The organism is Paracoccus sp. 22332 (assembly GCF_052045125.1).
Classification (GTDB): domain Bacteria; phylum Pseudomonadota; class Alphaproteobacteria; order Rhodobacterales; family Rhodobacteraceae; genus Paracoccus; species Paracoccus haematequi_A.
In genome coordinates, this window is sequence record NZ_JBQEOI010000006.1 from 184180 (window position 1) to 197947 (window position 13768).

Annotated in this window: 14 protein-coding genes, 1 tRNA gene and 1 pseudogene; 8 read left to right on the plus strand and 8 right to left on the minus strand. The window is 65.7% G+C overall.

Annotation, left to right across the window (positions count from 1 at the left end; translation table 11 throughout):
• The first annotated feature begins 3 nt into the window (after nt 1–3).
• The 5 genes from ACTJI6_RS09600 to fba are packed head-to-tail and all read left to right on the plus strand — an operon-like array spanning nt 4 to nt 4031.
• Entirely contained in the window at nt 4–768 is a 765-nt protein-coding gene (locus ACTJI6_RS09600; RefSeq protein WP_440800144.1) for a DeoR/GlpR family DNA-binding transcription regulator, read from the plus strand.
• Nucleotides 769–781: 13 nt separating this feature from the next.
• Nucleotides 782–1549: a triose-phosphate isomerase gene (locus tag ACTJI6_RS09605; protein WP_440800146.1), complete on the plus strand. Its 768-nt coding sequence runs from the start codon at nt 782–784 to the stop codon at nt 1547–1549.
• Nucleotides 1546–2007: a D-erythrulose-4-phosphate isomerase gene (gene derI, locus ACTJI6_RS09610; protein ID WP_440800148.1), complete on the plus strand. Its 462-nt coding sequence runs from the start codon at nt 1546–1548 to the stop codon at nt 2005–2007. Before ACTJI6_RS09605 ends, derI begins: the two co-directional genes overlap by 4 nt.
• A gap of 1 nt (nt 2008) precedes the next feature.
• Nucleotides 2009–2989, plus strand: a complete 981-nt coding sequence (locus tag ACTJI6_RS09615; RefSeq protein ID WP_440800150.1) for a class 1 fructose-bisphosphatase — start codon at nt 2009–2011, stop codon at nt 2987–2989.
• A gap of 7 nt (nt 2990–2996) precedes the next feature.
• Entirely contained in the window at nt 2997–4031 is a 1035-nt protein-coding gene (fba, locus tag ACTJI6_RS09620; protein WP_440800152.1) for a class II fructose-bisphosphate aldolase, read from the plus strand.
• Nucleotides 4032–4078: 47 nt separating this feature from the next.
• Here the strand turns inward: fba and ACTJI6_RS09625 are convergent, their stop codons facing one another.
• Both ACTJI6_RS09625 and ACTJI6_RS09630 read right to left on the minus strand, forming a co-directional pair.
• Complete coding sequence (locus tag ACTJI6_RS09625; protein WP_440800154.1) at nt 4079–4348, minus strand: DUF6525 family protein; 270 nt, start codon at nt 4346–4348, stop codon at nt 4079–4081.
• On the minus strand, nt 4345–5562 hold the full coding sequence (locus ACTJI6_RS09630; protein WP_440800156.1) for a GTP-binding protein: 1218 nt from the start codon (nt 5560–5562) through the stop codon (nt 4345–4347). The genes ACTJI6_RS09625 and ACTJI6_RS09630 overlap by 4 nt, the downstream gene beginning before the upstream one ends.
• Nucleotides 5563–5667: 105 nt before the next feature.
• Between ACTJI6_RS09630 and ACTJI6_RS09635 the strand changes: the two genes are divergently transcribed.
• Nucleotides 5668–7515: an ABC-F family ATP-binding cassette domain-containing protein gene (locus ACTJI6_RS09635; RefSeq protein WP_440800158.1), complete on the plus strand. Its 1848-nt coding sequence runs from the start codon at nt 5668–5670 to the stop codon at nt 7513–7515.
• Nucleotides 7516–7639: 124 nt separating this feature from the next.
• The gene (locus ACTJI6_RS09640) at nt 7640–8383 is read left to right on the plus strand and encodes a MipA/OmpV family protein (RefSeq protein WP_440800160.1); all 744 of its coding nucleotides are present in this window, start codon (nt 7640–7642) and stop codon (nt 8381–8383) included.
• A gap of 37 nt (nt 8384–8420) precedes the next feature.
• On the opposite strand, the gene ACTJI6_RS09645 is transcribed toward ACTJI6_RS09640, so the two are convergent.
• From ACTJI6_RS09645 to ACTJI6_RS09660, 4 genes and pseudogenes are all read right to left on the minus strand, one after another.
• Nucleotides 8421–9065, minus strand: a complete 645-nt coding sequence (locus ACTJI6_RS09645) for an MYXO-CTERM sorting domain-containing protein (protein WP_440800162.1) — start codon at nt 9063–9065, stop codon at nt 8421–8423.
• Nucleotides 9066–9228: 163 nt separating this feature from the next.
• Nucleotides 9229–9297 (minus strand) — tRNA-Gly (locus ACTJI6_RS09650).
• 89 nt (nt 9298–9386) lie between these two features.
• Entirely contained in the window at nt 9387–9626 is a 240-nt protein-coding gene (locus ACTJI6_RS09655; RefSeq protein ID WP_440800224.1) for a site-specific integrase, read from the minus strand.
• A 90-nt stretch (nt 9627–9716) separates the two neighbouring features.
• Nucleotides 9717–9830, minus strand: a pseudogene (locus ACTJI6_RS09660) (IS481 family transposase); the annotation flags it as partial.
• Between the two features lie 156 nt (nt 9831–9986).
• On the opposite strand from ACTJI6_RS09660, the gene ACTJI6_RS09665 reads away from it, so the two are divergent.
• The gene (locus ACTJI6_RS09665; protein ID WP_440800164.1) at nt 9987–11273 is read left to right on the plus strand and encodes a solute carrier family 23 protein; all 1287 of its coding nucleotides are present in this window, start codon (nt 9987–9989) and stop codon (nt 11271–11273) included.
• A 5-nt stretch (nt 11274–11278) separates the two neighbouring features.
• Here the strand turns inward: ACTJI6_RS09665 and ACTJI6_RS09670 are convergent, their stop codons facing one another.
• Both ACTJI6_RS09670 and ACTJI6_RS09675 read right to left on the minus strand, forming a co-directional pair.
• On the minus strand, nt 11279–12550 hold the full coding sequence (locus tag ACTJI6_RS09670) for a hemolysin family protein (RefSeq protein ID WP_440800166.1): 1272 nt from the start codon (nt 12548–12550) through the stop codon (nt 11279–11281).
• A gap of 137 nt (nt 12551–12687) precedes the next feature.
• Nucleotides 12688–13689: a TerC family protein gene (locus ACTJI6_RS09675; RefSeq protein WP_440800168.1), complete on the minus strand. Its 1002-nt coding sequence runs from the start codon at nt 13687–13689 to the stop codon at nt 12688–12690.
• Between the last annotated feature and the right edge of the window lie 79 nt (nt 13690–13768).

The following is a 13768-nucleotide window of genomic DNA, read 5'->3' on the forward strand; positions in this document are numbered from 1 at the left end:
CAGGTGAAGCGCGAGGAACGCAGGCAGGCGATCATGGATCTGCTGGTCGGGGCGCGGGCCGTCGATCTGGACGATCTGGCCGACCGTTTCGCCGTGTCGCGCATGACCATCCACCGCGACCTGGACGATCTGGAGCAGGCGGGCCTGCTGCGCAAGGTGCGGGGCGGTGCCACCATCGAGGCGGGCACGCAGTTCGAATCCGACTTCCGCATCCGCGCCTTGCAGGACAGCGACGCCAAGGCCCGCATGGCCCGAGCCGCGCTGGATCTGGTCGAACCCGGCATGACGGTGATGGTCAATGACGGATCCATGGCCGCGCTGTTGGGGGCCAACTTGGTCGACAAGGCGCCGCTTACCGTCATCACCAACAACGCCGCCGTGATCGACCGGCTGAAGGATGCCCCGCGCGTGACGCTGATCGCGCTTGGCGGCGCCTATAGCGCCAAGTTCAACGGCTTCTTCGGGGTGGTGACCGAGGATGCGCTGGCGCGGCTGCGCGCCGACCTGGCCTTCATTTCCACCCCCGCCGTGGCAGGGCTGCGGGCGTTCCACATGGACGACGACGCCGTGCGCGCCAAGCGCGCCATGATCGCCGCCGCCGACCGGTCCGTGCTGCTGGTCAACCATACCCGCTTCGGCCGATCCGCCCTGCACGCGCTGGCGGATCTGACCGATTTCGACGCCATCATCACCGATGCCGCCCCCGCGCCGGACGATCGCGCCGCGATCGACCGCGCCGGGCTGCGGCTGACTATTGCACGAGATTGAACGGGGGACTGACATGAGCGATTTCTGGATCGGCACAAGCTGGAAGATGAACAAGACGCTGGATCAGGCGCGCGTCTTTGCCGAGGGGCTGGCAGCGGCGGACCGGGACCGCGACCCCCGCATCCAGCGTTTCGTGATCCCCCCCTTCACCGCCGTGCGGCAGGTCAAGGACTGGCTGGCGGACACCAGCGTCAAGGTCGGCGCGCAGAACATGCACTGGGCGGATGAGGGCGCCTGGACGGGCGAGATCTCTCCGGTGATGCTGCGCGACTGCAACCTCGACATCGTGGAACTGGGCCACAGCGAACGCCGCGAGCATTTCGGCGAGACGGACGAGACCGTGGGCCTGAAAACCGAGGCCGCCGTCCGCCACGGGCTGATCCCGCTGATCTGCATCGGCGAGACCCTGGCCGAGCGTGAGGAAGGCCGCGCCCAGGACGTGCTGGAAAGCCAGGTGCGCGCCGCGCTGTCCCGCGTGGCGGGCAGCGATGCGACGATCCTGCTGGCCTATGAACCTGTCTGGGCCATCGGCGTGAACGGCATCCCCGCGACTTCGGACTATGCCGACGCGCGGCAGGCGGAAATCATCGCGGTCGCGCAGAACGTGCTGGGCCGCAAGGTGCCCTGCCTTTACGGCGGCTCGGTCAATCCGGGGAACTGCGAAGAACTGATCCAATGCCCGCATATCGACGGGCTGTTCATCGGCCGGTCGGCCTGGACCGTGGACGGCTATCTCGACATCCTGGCGCGCTGCGCCGCAACCATCGGAGACAAGACATGAAACTGGCAATTGCAGGCGACAGCGCGGGTGAAGGTCTGGCCAAGGTGCTGGCCGACCACCTGAAGGACAAGCATCAGGTGGCCGAGATCAGCCGCACCGACGAAGGCCCGGACGCCTTCTATGCCAACCTGTCCGACCGGGTGGCATCGCAGGTGATGGACGGCACCTATGACCGCGCCATCCTGGTCTGCGGCACCGGCATCGGCGTCTGCATCGCGGCCAACAAGGTGCCGGGCATCCGCGCCGCGCTGACCCACGACACCTATTCCGCCACCCGCGCGGCCCTGTCGAACGACGCCCAGATCATCACCATGGGCGCCCGCGTGATCGGCCCGGAACTGGCCAAGGCCATCGCCGACGCCTGGCTGGCGGAAACGCAGAACTTCGACAAGGCAGGCAAGTCGGCAAGCAATGTCGATGCCATCAACGCGGTCGATGCCAAGTACAACAAGGCGTAAGATGCTGAAACTGCCCAATGACGGCCCACCCACGGGCCGCCTGCTGTCCGATGTGCTGACGGGGGACGGCCCCGCCGCCATCGTCCACGCCATCGCCCGCGCCCAGGCCCCGCTGATGGAGCGCCTTGCCGCCGGGCGGCTGCACGGCGATCCGACCGAGATCGTCGGCGTCAACGACAGCGGCGACCGGCAGAAGGCGCTGGATGTCGGCGCGCATCACCACATGATCGCGGTTCTGCGCGAGGCGGGCGTCCGCCAGGTCCTGTCCGAGGAAGCCGAGGCGGTGATCCTGCTGAACCCCGACGGTGCCTGGGACGTGGCGATGGATCCCATCGACGGATCGGGCAGCATCGGCATCGGTGCGCCTTTGGGGATGCTGTTCAGCATCCTGCCCGCCGCGCCCCAGGGCTTCCTGCGCACGGGCGAAGCGGTCGTCGCGGCCGGCTATGCCTCGTTCGGGCATTCGATGGACTTCGGCTGGTCGCTTGGCGACGGCACCCATATCGCCGGTTGGGACGCCGAGGCGGGCGAATTCCGCATGGTGCGCGAGAACGTGACGCTGAAGCCCGCCGCTTCGACCATCGCCTATAATGCGTCCAACGAACGCCACTGGGACGCAGGCCTGCAAGCCTGGGTCGCCGATCTGCGGGCGGGCAAGGACGGGCCGCTGGGCAAGAACTACAACATGCGCTGGCTGGCGGCCGCAGTGGGCGAATTGCACCGCATCCTGCTGAACGGCGGGGCGTTCCTGTACCCCGCCGACCGGCGTCCGGGGTATGAGAACGGGCGGCTGCGGCTGGTCTATGAGGCGATGCCCATCGCCTTTCTGGTCGAACAGGCGGGCGGGCTGGCGTCCGACGGCGCCCAACCGATCCGTTATCGCAAACCGTTAGCGGTACACGACATGACGCCCCTGATATTCGGCGCTAAGGACGAGGTCGAGACGATCCTCGGCTATCTTGCCGGGCCAAGCAAAGGATGACGATTTCATGGCTATGATTACCCTGCGCCAGCTTCTCGACCACGCGGCCGAGAACGGCTACGCTGTCCCCGCCTTCAACATCAACAACATGGAGCAGGGCCTGGCGATCATGACGGCCGCCCAGGCCACGAAATCGCCCGTCATCCTGCAGGCCAGCCGGGGCGCGCGCGCCTATGCCAACGACCTGGTTCTGGCCGGTCTGATCCAGGGCTTCGCCAAGGCCTTCCCGGACATCCCGCTGTGCATGCACCTGGACCACGGCAACGGCTTGGCGACCTGCGCCACCGCGATCCAGAACGGGTTCACCTCCGTGATGATGGACGGCAGCCTGAAGGCCGACGGCAAGACGCCCGCCGATTACGACTACAACCGCGACGTGACCGCCAAGGTGGTCGAGATGGCCCATGCCTGCGGCGTCTCGGTCGAGGGCGAGCTTGGCGTGTTGGGTTCGCTTGAAACCGGCATGGGCGACCAAGAGGACGGCCACGGCGCGACCGAGCAGCTGGGCCACGACCAGCTTCTGACCGACCCGGACGAGGCTGTGCGCTTCGTCAACGACACGAACGTGGACGCGCTGGCGATCGCCATGGGCACCTCGCACGGCGCCTACAAGTTCTCGCGCAAGCCCGACGGCGACATCCTGGCGATGCACGTGATCGAGGAAATCCACACCCGCCTGCCCAACACCCATCTGGTGATGCACGGATCAAGCTCGGTCCCCGAGGATCTGCAACAGATCATCAACAGCTATGGCGGCGACATCAAGCCGACCTGGGGCGTCCCGGTCGAGGAGATTCAGCGCGGCATCAAGCACGGCGTCCGCAAGGTCAACATCGACACCGACAACCGCCTGGCCATGACCGCCGCGATCCGCAAGGTCTTTGCCGAGGAACCGTCCGAGTTCGACCCGCGCAAATACCTGAAACCCGCGATGCAGATGATGTCGCAGGTCTGCAAGGACCGCTTCGAGGCGTTCGGGACGGCAGGCAATGCCGACAAGATCGTGCCGCTGCCGCTGTCGGTGATGGCCTCGCGGTATTGATTCCGCCCTTTGGATGCGATTGCGGCCACCCGGAGGGGTGGCCGTTTTCATTCAGGGATATGCCTTTCGCGTTGCAATGCCTTGGTCTGGGCGCGATCCAGATGGGCCAGGGCATCGGCGGGCGAGGCACCGCGCGCGATGGCCTGCGCCCAAAGCCTGCGGCACGAGGCGGGCGACCACGGCAGCGCCGCCTGCGCCAGCCAGCGCCGCAGTGGGCCGGGCAGGGCGTCGAACGCCGCCATCGGATCCGTGGTGCGGCGCCGCGGCCTTCGCACCGTCGCCCCCAGATTGCCGCAGGCCAGGCGGTCGCGCGTCATGCCGCCATCCCGTCCGCGCGCCGCCAGCCGGGGAAAGGGTCAGCCATGGTCGGCCATCGCGCGGGATCGTCGCCCCATTCCTCGCCCAGCAGGCAGGCATCCAGGCGCAGCCGCAGCCGGTCCTCGTCCATGCCGGTGCCGATGAAAACCAGTTCCTGCCGGCGGTCGCCCCATGGCTCGGACCAATGCTGCGCCAGATAATCGCGGGCCTGACCGTGATCCGGCCAGCGGTCGCGGGGCACCGAAGCCCACCACTGACCCAGCGGCCGGACGCTGGACAGCGCCCCCGCCAGCGAAAATTCGGCCACCCAGTCGGGTCGCGTGGCGATCCAGAAATGGCCCTTGGCCCGGATCACGCCGGGCAGCGGTCCGTTCAGCAATTCATGGATCTTGCGGGGATCGAAGGGCTGGCGGGCGCGATAGACAAAGGATCTGATGCCGTATTCCTCTGTCTCGGGAACGTGGTCGGCGAAGCCGTAAAGTTCCTTCGCCCATTGCGGATGGCTGTGGGCGCGGTCGAAGTCGAACAGCCCCGTGTTCAGGATGTCGCCCGGCGCGACGCGGCCATGGTCGGTCTCGATGATACGGGCATCGGCGTTCAGCGCGCGGATGATGCGGCGCGCGGCATCCGTGCGGTCGCGCCCTGCGTCGCCGACCTTGTTCAGCACCACCACATCGGCGAATTCGATCTGGTCGGTCAGTAGATCGACCAGCCTGCGCTCGTCGGTCTCGCCCATGACCTCGCCGCGGTCCGACAGAAAGTCATGGCCCGGGAAGTCCGACAGCAGGTTCACCGCATCGACAACGGTGACCATCGTGTCAAGCCGCGCCACGTCCGAGAGGCTGTTCCCGTCCGCATCGGCGAATTCGAAGGTGGTTGCGACCGGCAGAGGTTCCGAGATGCCGGTGGATTCGATCAGCAGGTGGTCGAAGCGCCCGGTCTCGGCCAGCTTGCGAACCTCGACCAGCAGATCCTCGCGCAGGGTGCAGCAGATGCAGCCGTTCGACATTTCGACAAGGGTCTCGTCCGTGCGGGTCATTCCACCCTCGGCCCGGACCAGATCCGCGTCGATGTTCACCTCGGACATGTCGTTCACGATGACGGCGACGCGGATCCCGCTTCGATTGTTCAGGACATTATTCAACAGCGTGGTTTTTCCGGCGCCCAGAAAGCCGGACAGGACCGTGACAGGCAGGCGGGTGTCGTCTTGCATCGATAAGCCTCCAAATGACGGCATAAAAGATATAATATAACATAACATATGGCAAGACTCCGGACGCCCCTTGACGCGCCCCCTCCCGTCCTTCATCCCCCACCCATGCTACGCATCGACGAGATCTCTTATTCCATCCAGGGCCGCCCTTTGTTCGAAGGCGCCTCGGCTACCATTCCCGAAGGCCACAAGGTCGGCCTTGTCGGCCCGAACGGAGCGGGCAAGACCACGCTGTTCCGGCTGATCCGGGGGGAACTCAGCCTGGATGGCGGCGACATCAGCCTGCCGTCCCGTGCGCGGATCGGAGGCGTCGCGCAGGAATCTGCGGCGACCGATACCTCGGTTCTGGATACGGTGCTGGCCGCAGATACCGAGCGCGCGGCGCTGCTGGCGGAAAGCCACGTTGCCACCGACGCGCATCGCATCGCCGAGATCCAGACCCGGCTGGCCGATATCGACGCCTGGTCGGCCGAGGCGCGGGCGGCGTCCATCCTCGATGGCCTGGGCTTTTCCACCGCCGACCAGGCGCGGCCCACCGCCGATTTTTCCGGCGGCTGGCGGATGCGGGTGGCGCTGGCGGGGGTGCTGTTCGCGCAGCCCGACCTGCTGCTTCTGGACGAACCCACGAATTACCTGGACCTGGAAGGCGCGCTGTGGCTGGAAACCTATCTTGCGCGCTATCCCCATACCGTCATCATCATCAGCCACGACCGCGACTTGCTGAACCGCGCGGTGGGCCATATCCTGCATCTGGAAAACCGCAAGCTGACGCTGTATACTGGCGGCTATGACGACTTCGCCCGGATGCGCGCGGAACGCCGCGCGTTGCAGGCGGCCGAGGCGAAGAAGCAGCAGGCCCGGCGCGCGCATCTGCAAAGCTTCGTGGACCGTTTCGGCGCCAAGGCCACCAAGGCCCGCCAGGCCCAGGCCCGCGTCAAGATGCTGGCCAAGATGGAGCTGATCACCGCCCCCGAGGAGGCCAAGTTCCACCGTTTCGGATTCCCGCAGCCCGAGGAACTGTCGCCGCCGATTGTCGCGATGGAGGGGGTCAGCGTCGGCTATGACGGCCGCGCGGTGCTGCGCAAGCTGACGCTGCGGATCGACCAGGACGACCGGATCGCGCTGCTGGGCCGGAACGGGCAGGGGAAATCCACGCTGTCCAAGCTGCTGGCCGAACGCCTGTCCGCGATGGAGGGCAAGGTCACCCGGTCCTCGAAGCTGCGCATCGGATACTTCGCCCAGCATCAGGTCGATGAACTGGACCTGAACGAGACGCCTCTGGCCCATGTCAGGCGCCTGCGCCCGGCCGAGGCGCCACCCCGGTTGCGCGCGCGCCTTGCGGGCTTTGGCCTGATGGAGGCGCAGGCGGAAACCAAGGTCGGGCAATTGTCCGGTGGCCAGAAGGCGCGGCTGTCGCTGCTGATTGCCACCATCGACGCCCCGCATCTGCTGATCCTGGACGAGCCGACCAACCACCTGGACATCGAATCCCGCGAGGCGCTGACCGAGGCGCTGAACGACTATACCGGCGCGGTGGTGCTTGTCAGCCACGACATGCACCTGCTGGGCCTGGTGGCCGACCGGCTGTGGCTGGTGCGCGACGGCGCGGTGGCGCCCTATGAGGGCGACCTGGACGATTACCGGCGCTTCCTGCTGGGCGGGGACGAGCCGAAGCAGGTCGAGGAAAAGCCGAAAGCCGCCCCGAAGCGCGCGCCCCGCGACGAGATCCTGGGTCTGCGCGCCGAGGCGCGCCGGGCCGAGGAGCGGGTCCAGAAACTGACCGAGATGCTGGCCAAGCTGGACGTGAAGCTGGCCGATCCGGCGCTGTACAACGACCCCTACGAAGCCAAACGCTGGACCGCCAAGCGCGCCGAGGCGGTGCAGGCCATGGCGCGGGCCGAGGAGATCTGGATGACCGTCCTTGAGAACCTGGAAGGGGCGGAGCGCGGCTAGGCTGTTGCCCAAATGCGCCGCCCCCTGAACGAAGGTCAAGGAAGGGCGCGGCCCGCCTTGTACAAAGGCGCGATTCGACCCTAGGAAGCATTTACATTCCGCCGACCCCCTGAAGGATCCGACCATGAAGATGACGCTGGCCCTGGCCGTTCTTGCCGCATCCGCTGCCACGGGTGCCCTGGCGCAGGATTTCGGCTTTGCCGGCCGCGAGTTTTCGGTCGATCTGGGGGTCGGCGTGGATGTCGGGCCGGATTATCCAGGATCCGACGATGCCGAGGCAGGGCCGTGGCTGATCTGGCGCAACGCGGGCTTCACTCAGCCGGGCAGCGACCTGCGCGAGGGCTTCGCGATCTCGCCGTCCTTCAACATGGTGGGCGAACGCGAGGCGGCGGACAATGCCGACCTGGCGGGCATGGCCGATATCGATGCCGCCTATGAACTGGGCCTGCGCGTCAGCTATGGCGCCGGTCCCTGGACGACCTTCGGTTCGGTGCGCCGCGGTTTCGACGGGCACGAAGGCCTGACCGGGGAAATCGGCGCCAAGTACCGCACCGACCTGTCGGATCGCCTGTCGCTGTGGTCGGGCCTGTCGCTGGGCTATGGCAACGGCGATTACAACGACACCTATTTCGGCGTGAACGCCGCCGAGGCGATTCCCGGCCGCCCCGCCTATGACATCGGCGGCGGCTTCAACAAGGCCACGATCAGCTTCGAGGCGCGCTATTCCCTGACCGAGAACGTCGCCCTTCTGGGCGAGGTCGAATACGGCAAGCTGATCGGCGACGCGGCGGATTCGCCGGTCGTGCAGGACGAATACCAGCCCGCGCTGAAGCTGGGCATCGTGCGGAAATTCTCGTTCGGCTTCTGATCCGACCGCAAGGCCCGACCGGATCCGATCAGGGCGGTCAGGTCGCCTTGCGCCGCCGCCGCAGCCCGGCCAGAAGCCCGGCGCCGCTGACCAGCAGCAGCGCGGCAGGCGGCACGGGGACAGGGGCGGGGTTCACCGAAACCGAAGAAATGCCATAGCCGTCATAGCCGTTGCCGGTCTTGGTGGTGAAGCGGAATTCGGCTTCCGTCACGGCCTTGCCGAAGTCGACCGTCAACCAGAAGATATTGCCGTTCGCCATCCGCGTCGGGATGTCCCAGATCTGTTTCCAGATGCCGCCGTCGTTGAAGAACATCTCGAAATGGCTTCTGGCCTGATCATGGGCATCGGTCAGCGCGAATGTCAGCGAGGTGAAGGCCACCGGCGCTGTCGCGGTCCATTTCAGATCGTCGATATCCTGGCTGTCGACCCAGGCCAGGCTGGACGGCTCGTACCGGCCATAGGCATCCGTCGCGGCGGGATCGCTTTTCATGACGACTGAACAACCGTCGTTCACGACCGACCCGCCGCCGCCGCAATTGCCGACGCGCGAGAAATCTTCGGTTTTCAGGGAAATCGCCAGACCTTCGACCGGTGGACCGGCCAATTCGGTCACTGTGGCGGCAAAGACAGGCACGGCAGAAAACACCGCGAAAAACGCGGCGACCATGGGTCCGTACGTCATAAACAAAGTCCTCATTACTGACGGCCGAAAACACCGACCGCCATTAATAAATGTAAACGAATCGTTAAATTCTTCTAGCTGTCCGAATGGACAGGTCGTCCCACCACGCGCAGCATGACGACGCGCCGCCGTGGGAGGCAACAGCAGTCAGCAGGATCAGGGGTAAGGGAATCGAACCCTCGTATTCAGCTTGGGAAGCTGACACGTTTACCCGCTTTTCCCAGCTATCGTCGAGGAAAAGCATCATATTTGGCCCCATTCTGGGGCGATGGGTACGGGTCAGGCGGTAGTCTGCCAAGGCGTCCTTTAGATCCCGGTCCATTACATGGCGTAGCGCATCGTCGTCTCAACCGACGAGTGTCCCGCCAGCCGGGAAACGAACTTCAAGTTCTGCGACCGACGCAGCATGCGGGGAGCGAGCGAGTGCCGGAGGTTGTGAAAAACGAAAGTCCTGGAGCTCGGCCTCGGCGAGGGCCGAGCAGAAGTCTTCCCATAGGCTGCCGACCGCCGGATGGATGCGGGTGAGGGGAGGGCCTTTCCCGCGACGGTCACGGTGTTCATGTGCCTCTTACGCTCGAATGGGTAGACTTGTTCAACAACCGCCGCCTGCTCGAACTGGCCTGCCACTGGTCTTTCACCCAGTCGCGACCGTCTTGGAGTGATGCCGAGTTCCCGGCTCAGAGTCGCGAGCGAAGCTTGCGATCGCCGTATTGCTGCCCGGACAGCCTGCGGGGTCGTGGCGCTTCCGTGACACACTTGGCCCATGACGCTTCCTTCCATTCCCGAGAAAGGATCGCACCATCAAACCACGGGATCAAACAGATCGCGACATGCGGGGCGGTCCCGAATCGCGGGCGATTGGTGCGGGCGCGCGGATCGGTTAAGCCTGCCGCCAGAATCACGATCCCGAAAGAGAAGACGATGGGCTATTTCCCCCACTGGCGCCCCGCCACCGGCACGACGGTCCTTCCCGACGAAAAACTGCCCTGGGCCGCCGCCGTCCCGATGAGCTTCCAGCATCTGCTGGCCATGTCGGGTTCCACGATCCTGGCGCCGCTGATCATGGGGTTCGATCCCAATGTGGCGGTGTTCTTTTCCGGCATCGGCACGCTGCTGTTCTTCGTCATCACCGGCGGGCGGGTGCCCAGCTATCTGGGGTCGTCCTTCGCCTTCATCGCGGTGGTGATGGCCGCGACCGGGTTCGCAGGTGGCGGCGCCAACCCGAATATCGGCGTGGCCCTGGGCGGGATCATCGCGGCGGGGCTGGTCTATGCGCTGATCGGGTTGGTGGTGATGGCCATCGGGTCTGGCTGGGTCGAGCGGCTGATGCCGCCCGCCGTGACCGGAGCCATCGGGGTTGCCATCGGACTGAACCTGGCGCCCGTGGCCGTGGGTCAGTTGAAGGGCAGCATGGCGCATCTGGCCATCGCCCTGGCGACGGTGCTGTGCATGGCAATGGTGTCGGCCTATGGCGGGCGGGCGACGAAGCGAGTGGCGGTGCTGATCGCCCTGGCCTTCGGCTACGGGCTGGTTCTGCTGCTGGGCAACGGCGCGGGCATCGTGCCGGGGATCGACTTCGCTCGCGTGGGCGCCGCGCCCTGGTTCGGCATCCCCAACTTCACCGCCCCGCAATTCGACTGGACCGCGATCAGCATGATCGCCCCCGTCGCGGTCGTGCTGGTGGCCGAGAATCTGGGCCACATCAAGGCGCTTGGCGCCATCACCGGGCAGAACATGGATCGCTATATCGGTCGCGGCTTCCTGGGCGACGGGCTTGCCACGATGATCGCCGGGGCAGGGGGCGGCACCGGCGTCACCACCTATGCCGAGAATATCGGCGTCATGGCGATGACCCGCGTCTATTCGACGCTGATCTTCCCGCTGGCGGCCGGGATCGCGATCCTGCTGGGCCTGTCGCCCAAGTTCGGCGCGATCCTGCAAACCATTCCCGCCCCGGCGCTGGCGGGGCTGGCGGTGTCGGTCTTCGGACTGATCGCCTCGGCCATGGCGCGGATCTGGGTGGACAACCGGGTGGATTTTTCCGACCCGAGGAACCTGTTCACGGTGGGGGTCGCGCTGATCCTGGGGGCGGGCGATTTCACGGTGAATATCGGCGGCTTCGCCCTGGGCGGGATCGGCACATCGACCCTGGCCGCCCTGGTCCTGTATCAGCTTCTGGGGATCGGCCGCGACCGGCGCGCGGCCTGACTGCCTCAGCTCTCGGCAAGCTGCGTGACCAGCAGCTTGTCGATCCGTCGGCCGTCCAGGTCCACGACCTCGATCTGCCAGCCGGACACGGCGATGCGCGCGCCGATGTCGGGCAGCACGCCCGCGCGGTCCAGCACCAGCCCGGCGACCGATTGATAGTCGCGGTCCTCGGGCAGCGAGATGCCGATCATCTCCGCGAATTCGTCGGCAGGCATCCAGCCCGCGACCAGCCAGCTGCCATCGTCCCGCTGGACGGCCTTGGGCTCGTCGTCGCCGGGTTCCGGGAAATCGCCCGCGATGGCCTCCAGCAGGTCCATCGCGGTGACGACGCCTTCGAAATGGCCGTATTCGTCATAGACCAGCAGCATATGCGCCGGGCTGGCCTTCAATTCCTCGATCACGTTCAGCGCGGGCAGGCCCTCGCGGATCACCGGCACCTCTTGCACCAGGGGGCGCAGGTCGGTCACGTCCTCGGACAGCAGGTCGCGCAGGGTGATGACGCCGATGATGTCGTTGTCCGACCCGTCGCGCACCAGCAGGCGCGACCGGCGGCTGTCGCGGAACTTCTGCAAGACATCCGCCGCCGGGTCGCCGACATCGACCGTCTCGACCTCGTGGCGCGGCGTCATCAGGCCGCGGGCGGATCGGTCGGCGATGCGCATGACGCCTGCGATCATCTCGGTCTCGGCGGGTTCGATGACGCCCGCGGTGCGGGCCTCGGACAGCATGACGCGGATCTCCTCGTCCGAGATGCCGCGTTCGGATTCGCCCGATTGCCCCAGTAGCCGCAGGACGACGTTGCCCGACTTGTCCAGGATCCAGACGATCGGCGCCGCGATGCGCGAGATGAACAGGATCAGCGGCGCGATCCGGCTGGCGACCCCTTCGGGCGAACGCAGGGCGATCTGCTTGGGCACCAGTTCGCCGATGATCAGCGACAGATAGGTGATCAGAACGACCACGCCGCCGACGCCCAAGGCCTGGGCCAGGGCTGGCGACAACCCGCTGTCGATCAGCGCCGCCGACAGCCTCGACCCCAGGGTGGCGCCGGAAAAGGCGCCCGACAGCACGCCGACCAGGGTGATGCCGATCTGCACGCTGGAGAGGAAGCGGCCGGGTTCGGCCCCCAGGTCCAAGGCAATGTCGGCGCCCCGGCTGCCTTCGGCGGCCATCACCTTCAGCCGCGCCGGGCGGGCCGAAACGATCGCCAGTTCCGACATGGCAAGGACGCCGTTGAACATCGTCAACAGCAGGACGATGAGAATTTCCAGAAGCATCGGTTCACTTTGTCCAACAAGTCAGGCTTTCCGCAATCTGCACGAAGCGCGCGCCGGTGCAAAGGCATGAAGGCCGCCTGCGGGCCGGAATCGGCAGGCAAGGCGCCGTCGCGGGCGCCTTGCCAAGGGATTTTTGCTTATTTTCCCGTGTTGTGCGAGGTCAGCGGCTGGGGCTTGTTGCCGTTGGTTTTCCACAGCGAAAACAGGATGCCGGCGCCCAGGATCGCGAAGGTGATGCCCAGCGACCAGGTCGGCGGGAACTTTTCCCAGCCCATCAGGTCGGCGATGAAGATCTTGGACCCGATGAACACCAGCAGCAGCGACAGCGCGTATTTCAGATAGCTGAAGCGGTGCAGGATCGCGGCCAGGGCGAAATACAGCGCCCTCAGGCCGAGGATCGCGAAGATGTTCGAGGTATAGACCAGATAGGGATCGGTCGTGATCGTGAACACCGCCGGGACCGAATCCACGGCAAAGACCAGATCGGCGATCTCGATCATCACCAGGGCCAGCAGCAGGGGGGTGGCATGGCGGACCAGCTTGCCCGTGCGGGAATCGGGCAGCTTCACGATGAACCTGTCGCCATGGAAATCGTCGGTGACGTGGAAGCGGCGGCGCATGAACTGCACCAGCTTGTTGTCGTGCAGGTCGTGGTCGCCTTCCTTGGCGAACAGCATCTTGATGCCGGTGAACACCAGAAACAGCGCGAACAGATACAGCACCCAGTGATAGTTCTCGACGATGGTCGCGCCCAAGCCGATCATGATGCCGCGCAGCACGATCACCCCCAGGATGCCCCAGAACAGCACCCGGTGCTGGTATTCGCGGGGCACGGCGAAAAAGCCGAAGATCAGAGCGATGACGAAGATATTGTCCATCGCCAAGGTCTTTTCGACCACGAAGGCGGTCAGGTACTGGGCGGTCGCCTCGGTCCCCATCTGCCAATAGACGAAGCCCGAAAAGCCCAGGCCCAGGACGATATACATCGCCGACATGCGCAGGCTTTCCGCGACGCCGATTTCGTGATTGTCCTTGTGAAGCACGCCAAGGTCGAACGCCAGAAGCGCCACGACCAGGGTCAGGAACAGCAGCCACATCCACAGCGGCTTGCCCATGACCAGAAGTAACAGAATTTCCATCTTGCCCTCATCGTTGCTGTAGTGCTTCGATGCCAGGGGCTTCGCCGGGACAGGGCCACTTGCATCGAGGCACGCTCGA

Bases quoted from the DNA above. Each gene is read 5' to 3' on its own strand.
- ACTJI6_RS09675 (WP_440800168.1), bottom strand. From the start codon at position 13,689: ATGGAAATTCTGTTACTTCTGGTCATGGGCAAGCCGCTGTGGATGTGG.
- ACTJI6_RS09630 (WP_440800156.1), bottom strand. From the start codon at position 5,562: ATGCAAGACGACACCCGCCTGCCTGTCACGGTCCTGTCCGGCTTTCTG.
- ACTJI6_RS09645 (WP_440800162.1), bottom strand. From the start codon at position 9,065: ATGACGTACGGACCCATGGTCGCCGCGTTTTTCGCGGTGTTTTCTGCC.
- ACTJI6_RS09635 (WP_440800158.1), top strand. From the start codon at position 5,668: ATGCTACGCATCGACGAGATCTCTTATTCCATCCAGGGCCGCCCTTTG.
- ACTJI6_RS09605 (WP_440800146.1), top strand. From the start codon at position 782: ATGAGCGATTTCTGGATCGGCACAAGCTGGAAGATGAACAAGACGCTG.
- ACTJI6_RS09655 (WP_440800224.1), bottom strand. From the start codon at position 9,626: ATGAACACCGTGACCGTCGCGGGAAAGGCCCTCCCCTCACCCGCATCC.
- derI (WP_440800148.1), top strand. From the start codon at position 1,546: ATGAAACTGGCAATTGCAGGCGACAGCGCGGGTGAAGGTCTGGCCAAG.
- ACTJI6_RS09640 (WP_440800160.1), top strand. From the start codon at position 7,640: ATGAAGATGACGCTGGCCCTGGCCGTTCTTGCCGCATCCGCTGCCACG.
- ACTJI6_RS09670 (WP_440800166.1), bottom strand. From the start codon at position 12,550: ATGCTTCTGGAAATTCTCATCGTCCTGCTGTTGACGATGTTCAACGGC.
- fba (WP_440800152.1), top strand. From the start codon at position 2,997: ATGGCTATGATTACCCTGCGCCAGCTTCTCGACCACGCGGCCGAGAAC.
- ACTJI6_RS09625 (WP_440800154.1), bottom strand. From the start codon at position 4,348: ATGACGCGCGACCGCCTGGCCTGCGGCAATCTGGGGGCGACGGTGCGA.
- ACTJI6_RS09665 (WP_440800164.1), top strand. From the start codon at position 9,987: ATGGGCTATTTCCCCCACTGGCGCCCCGCCACCGGCACGACGGTCCTT.
- ACTJI6_RS09615 (WP_440800150.1), top strand. From the start codon at position 2,009: ATGCTGAAACTGCCCAATGACGGCCCACCCACGGGCCGCCTGCTGTCC.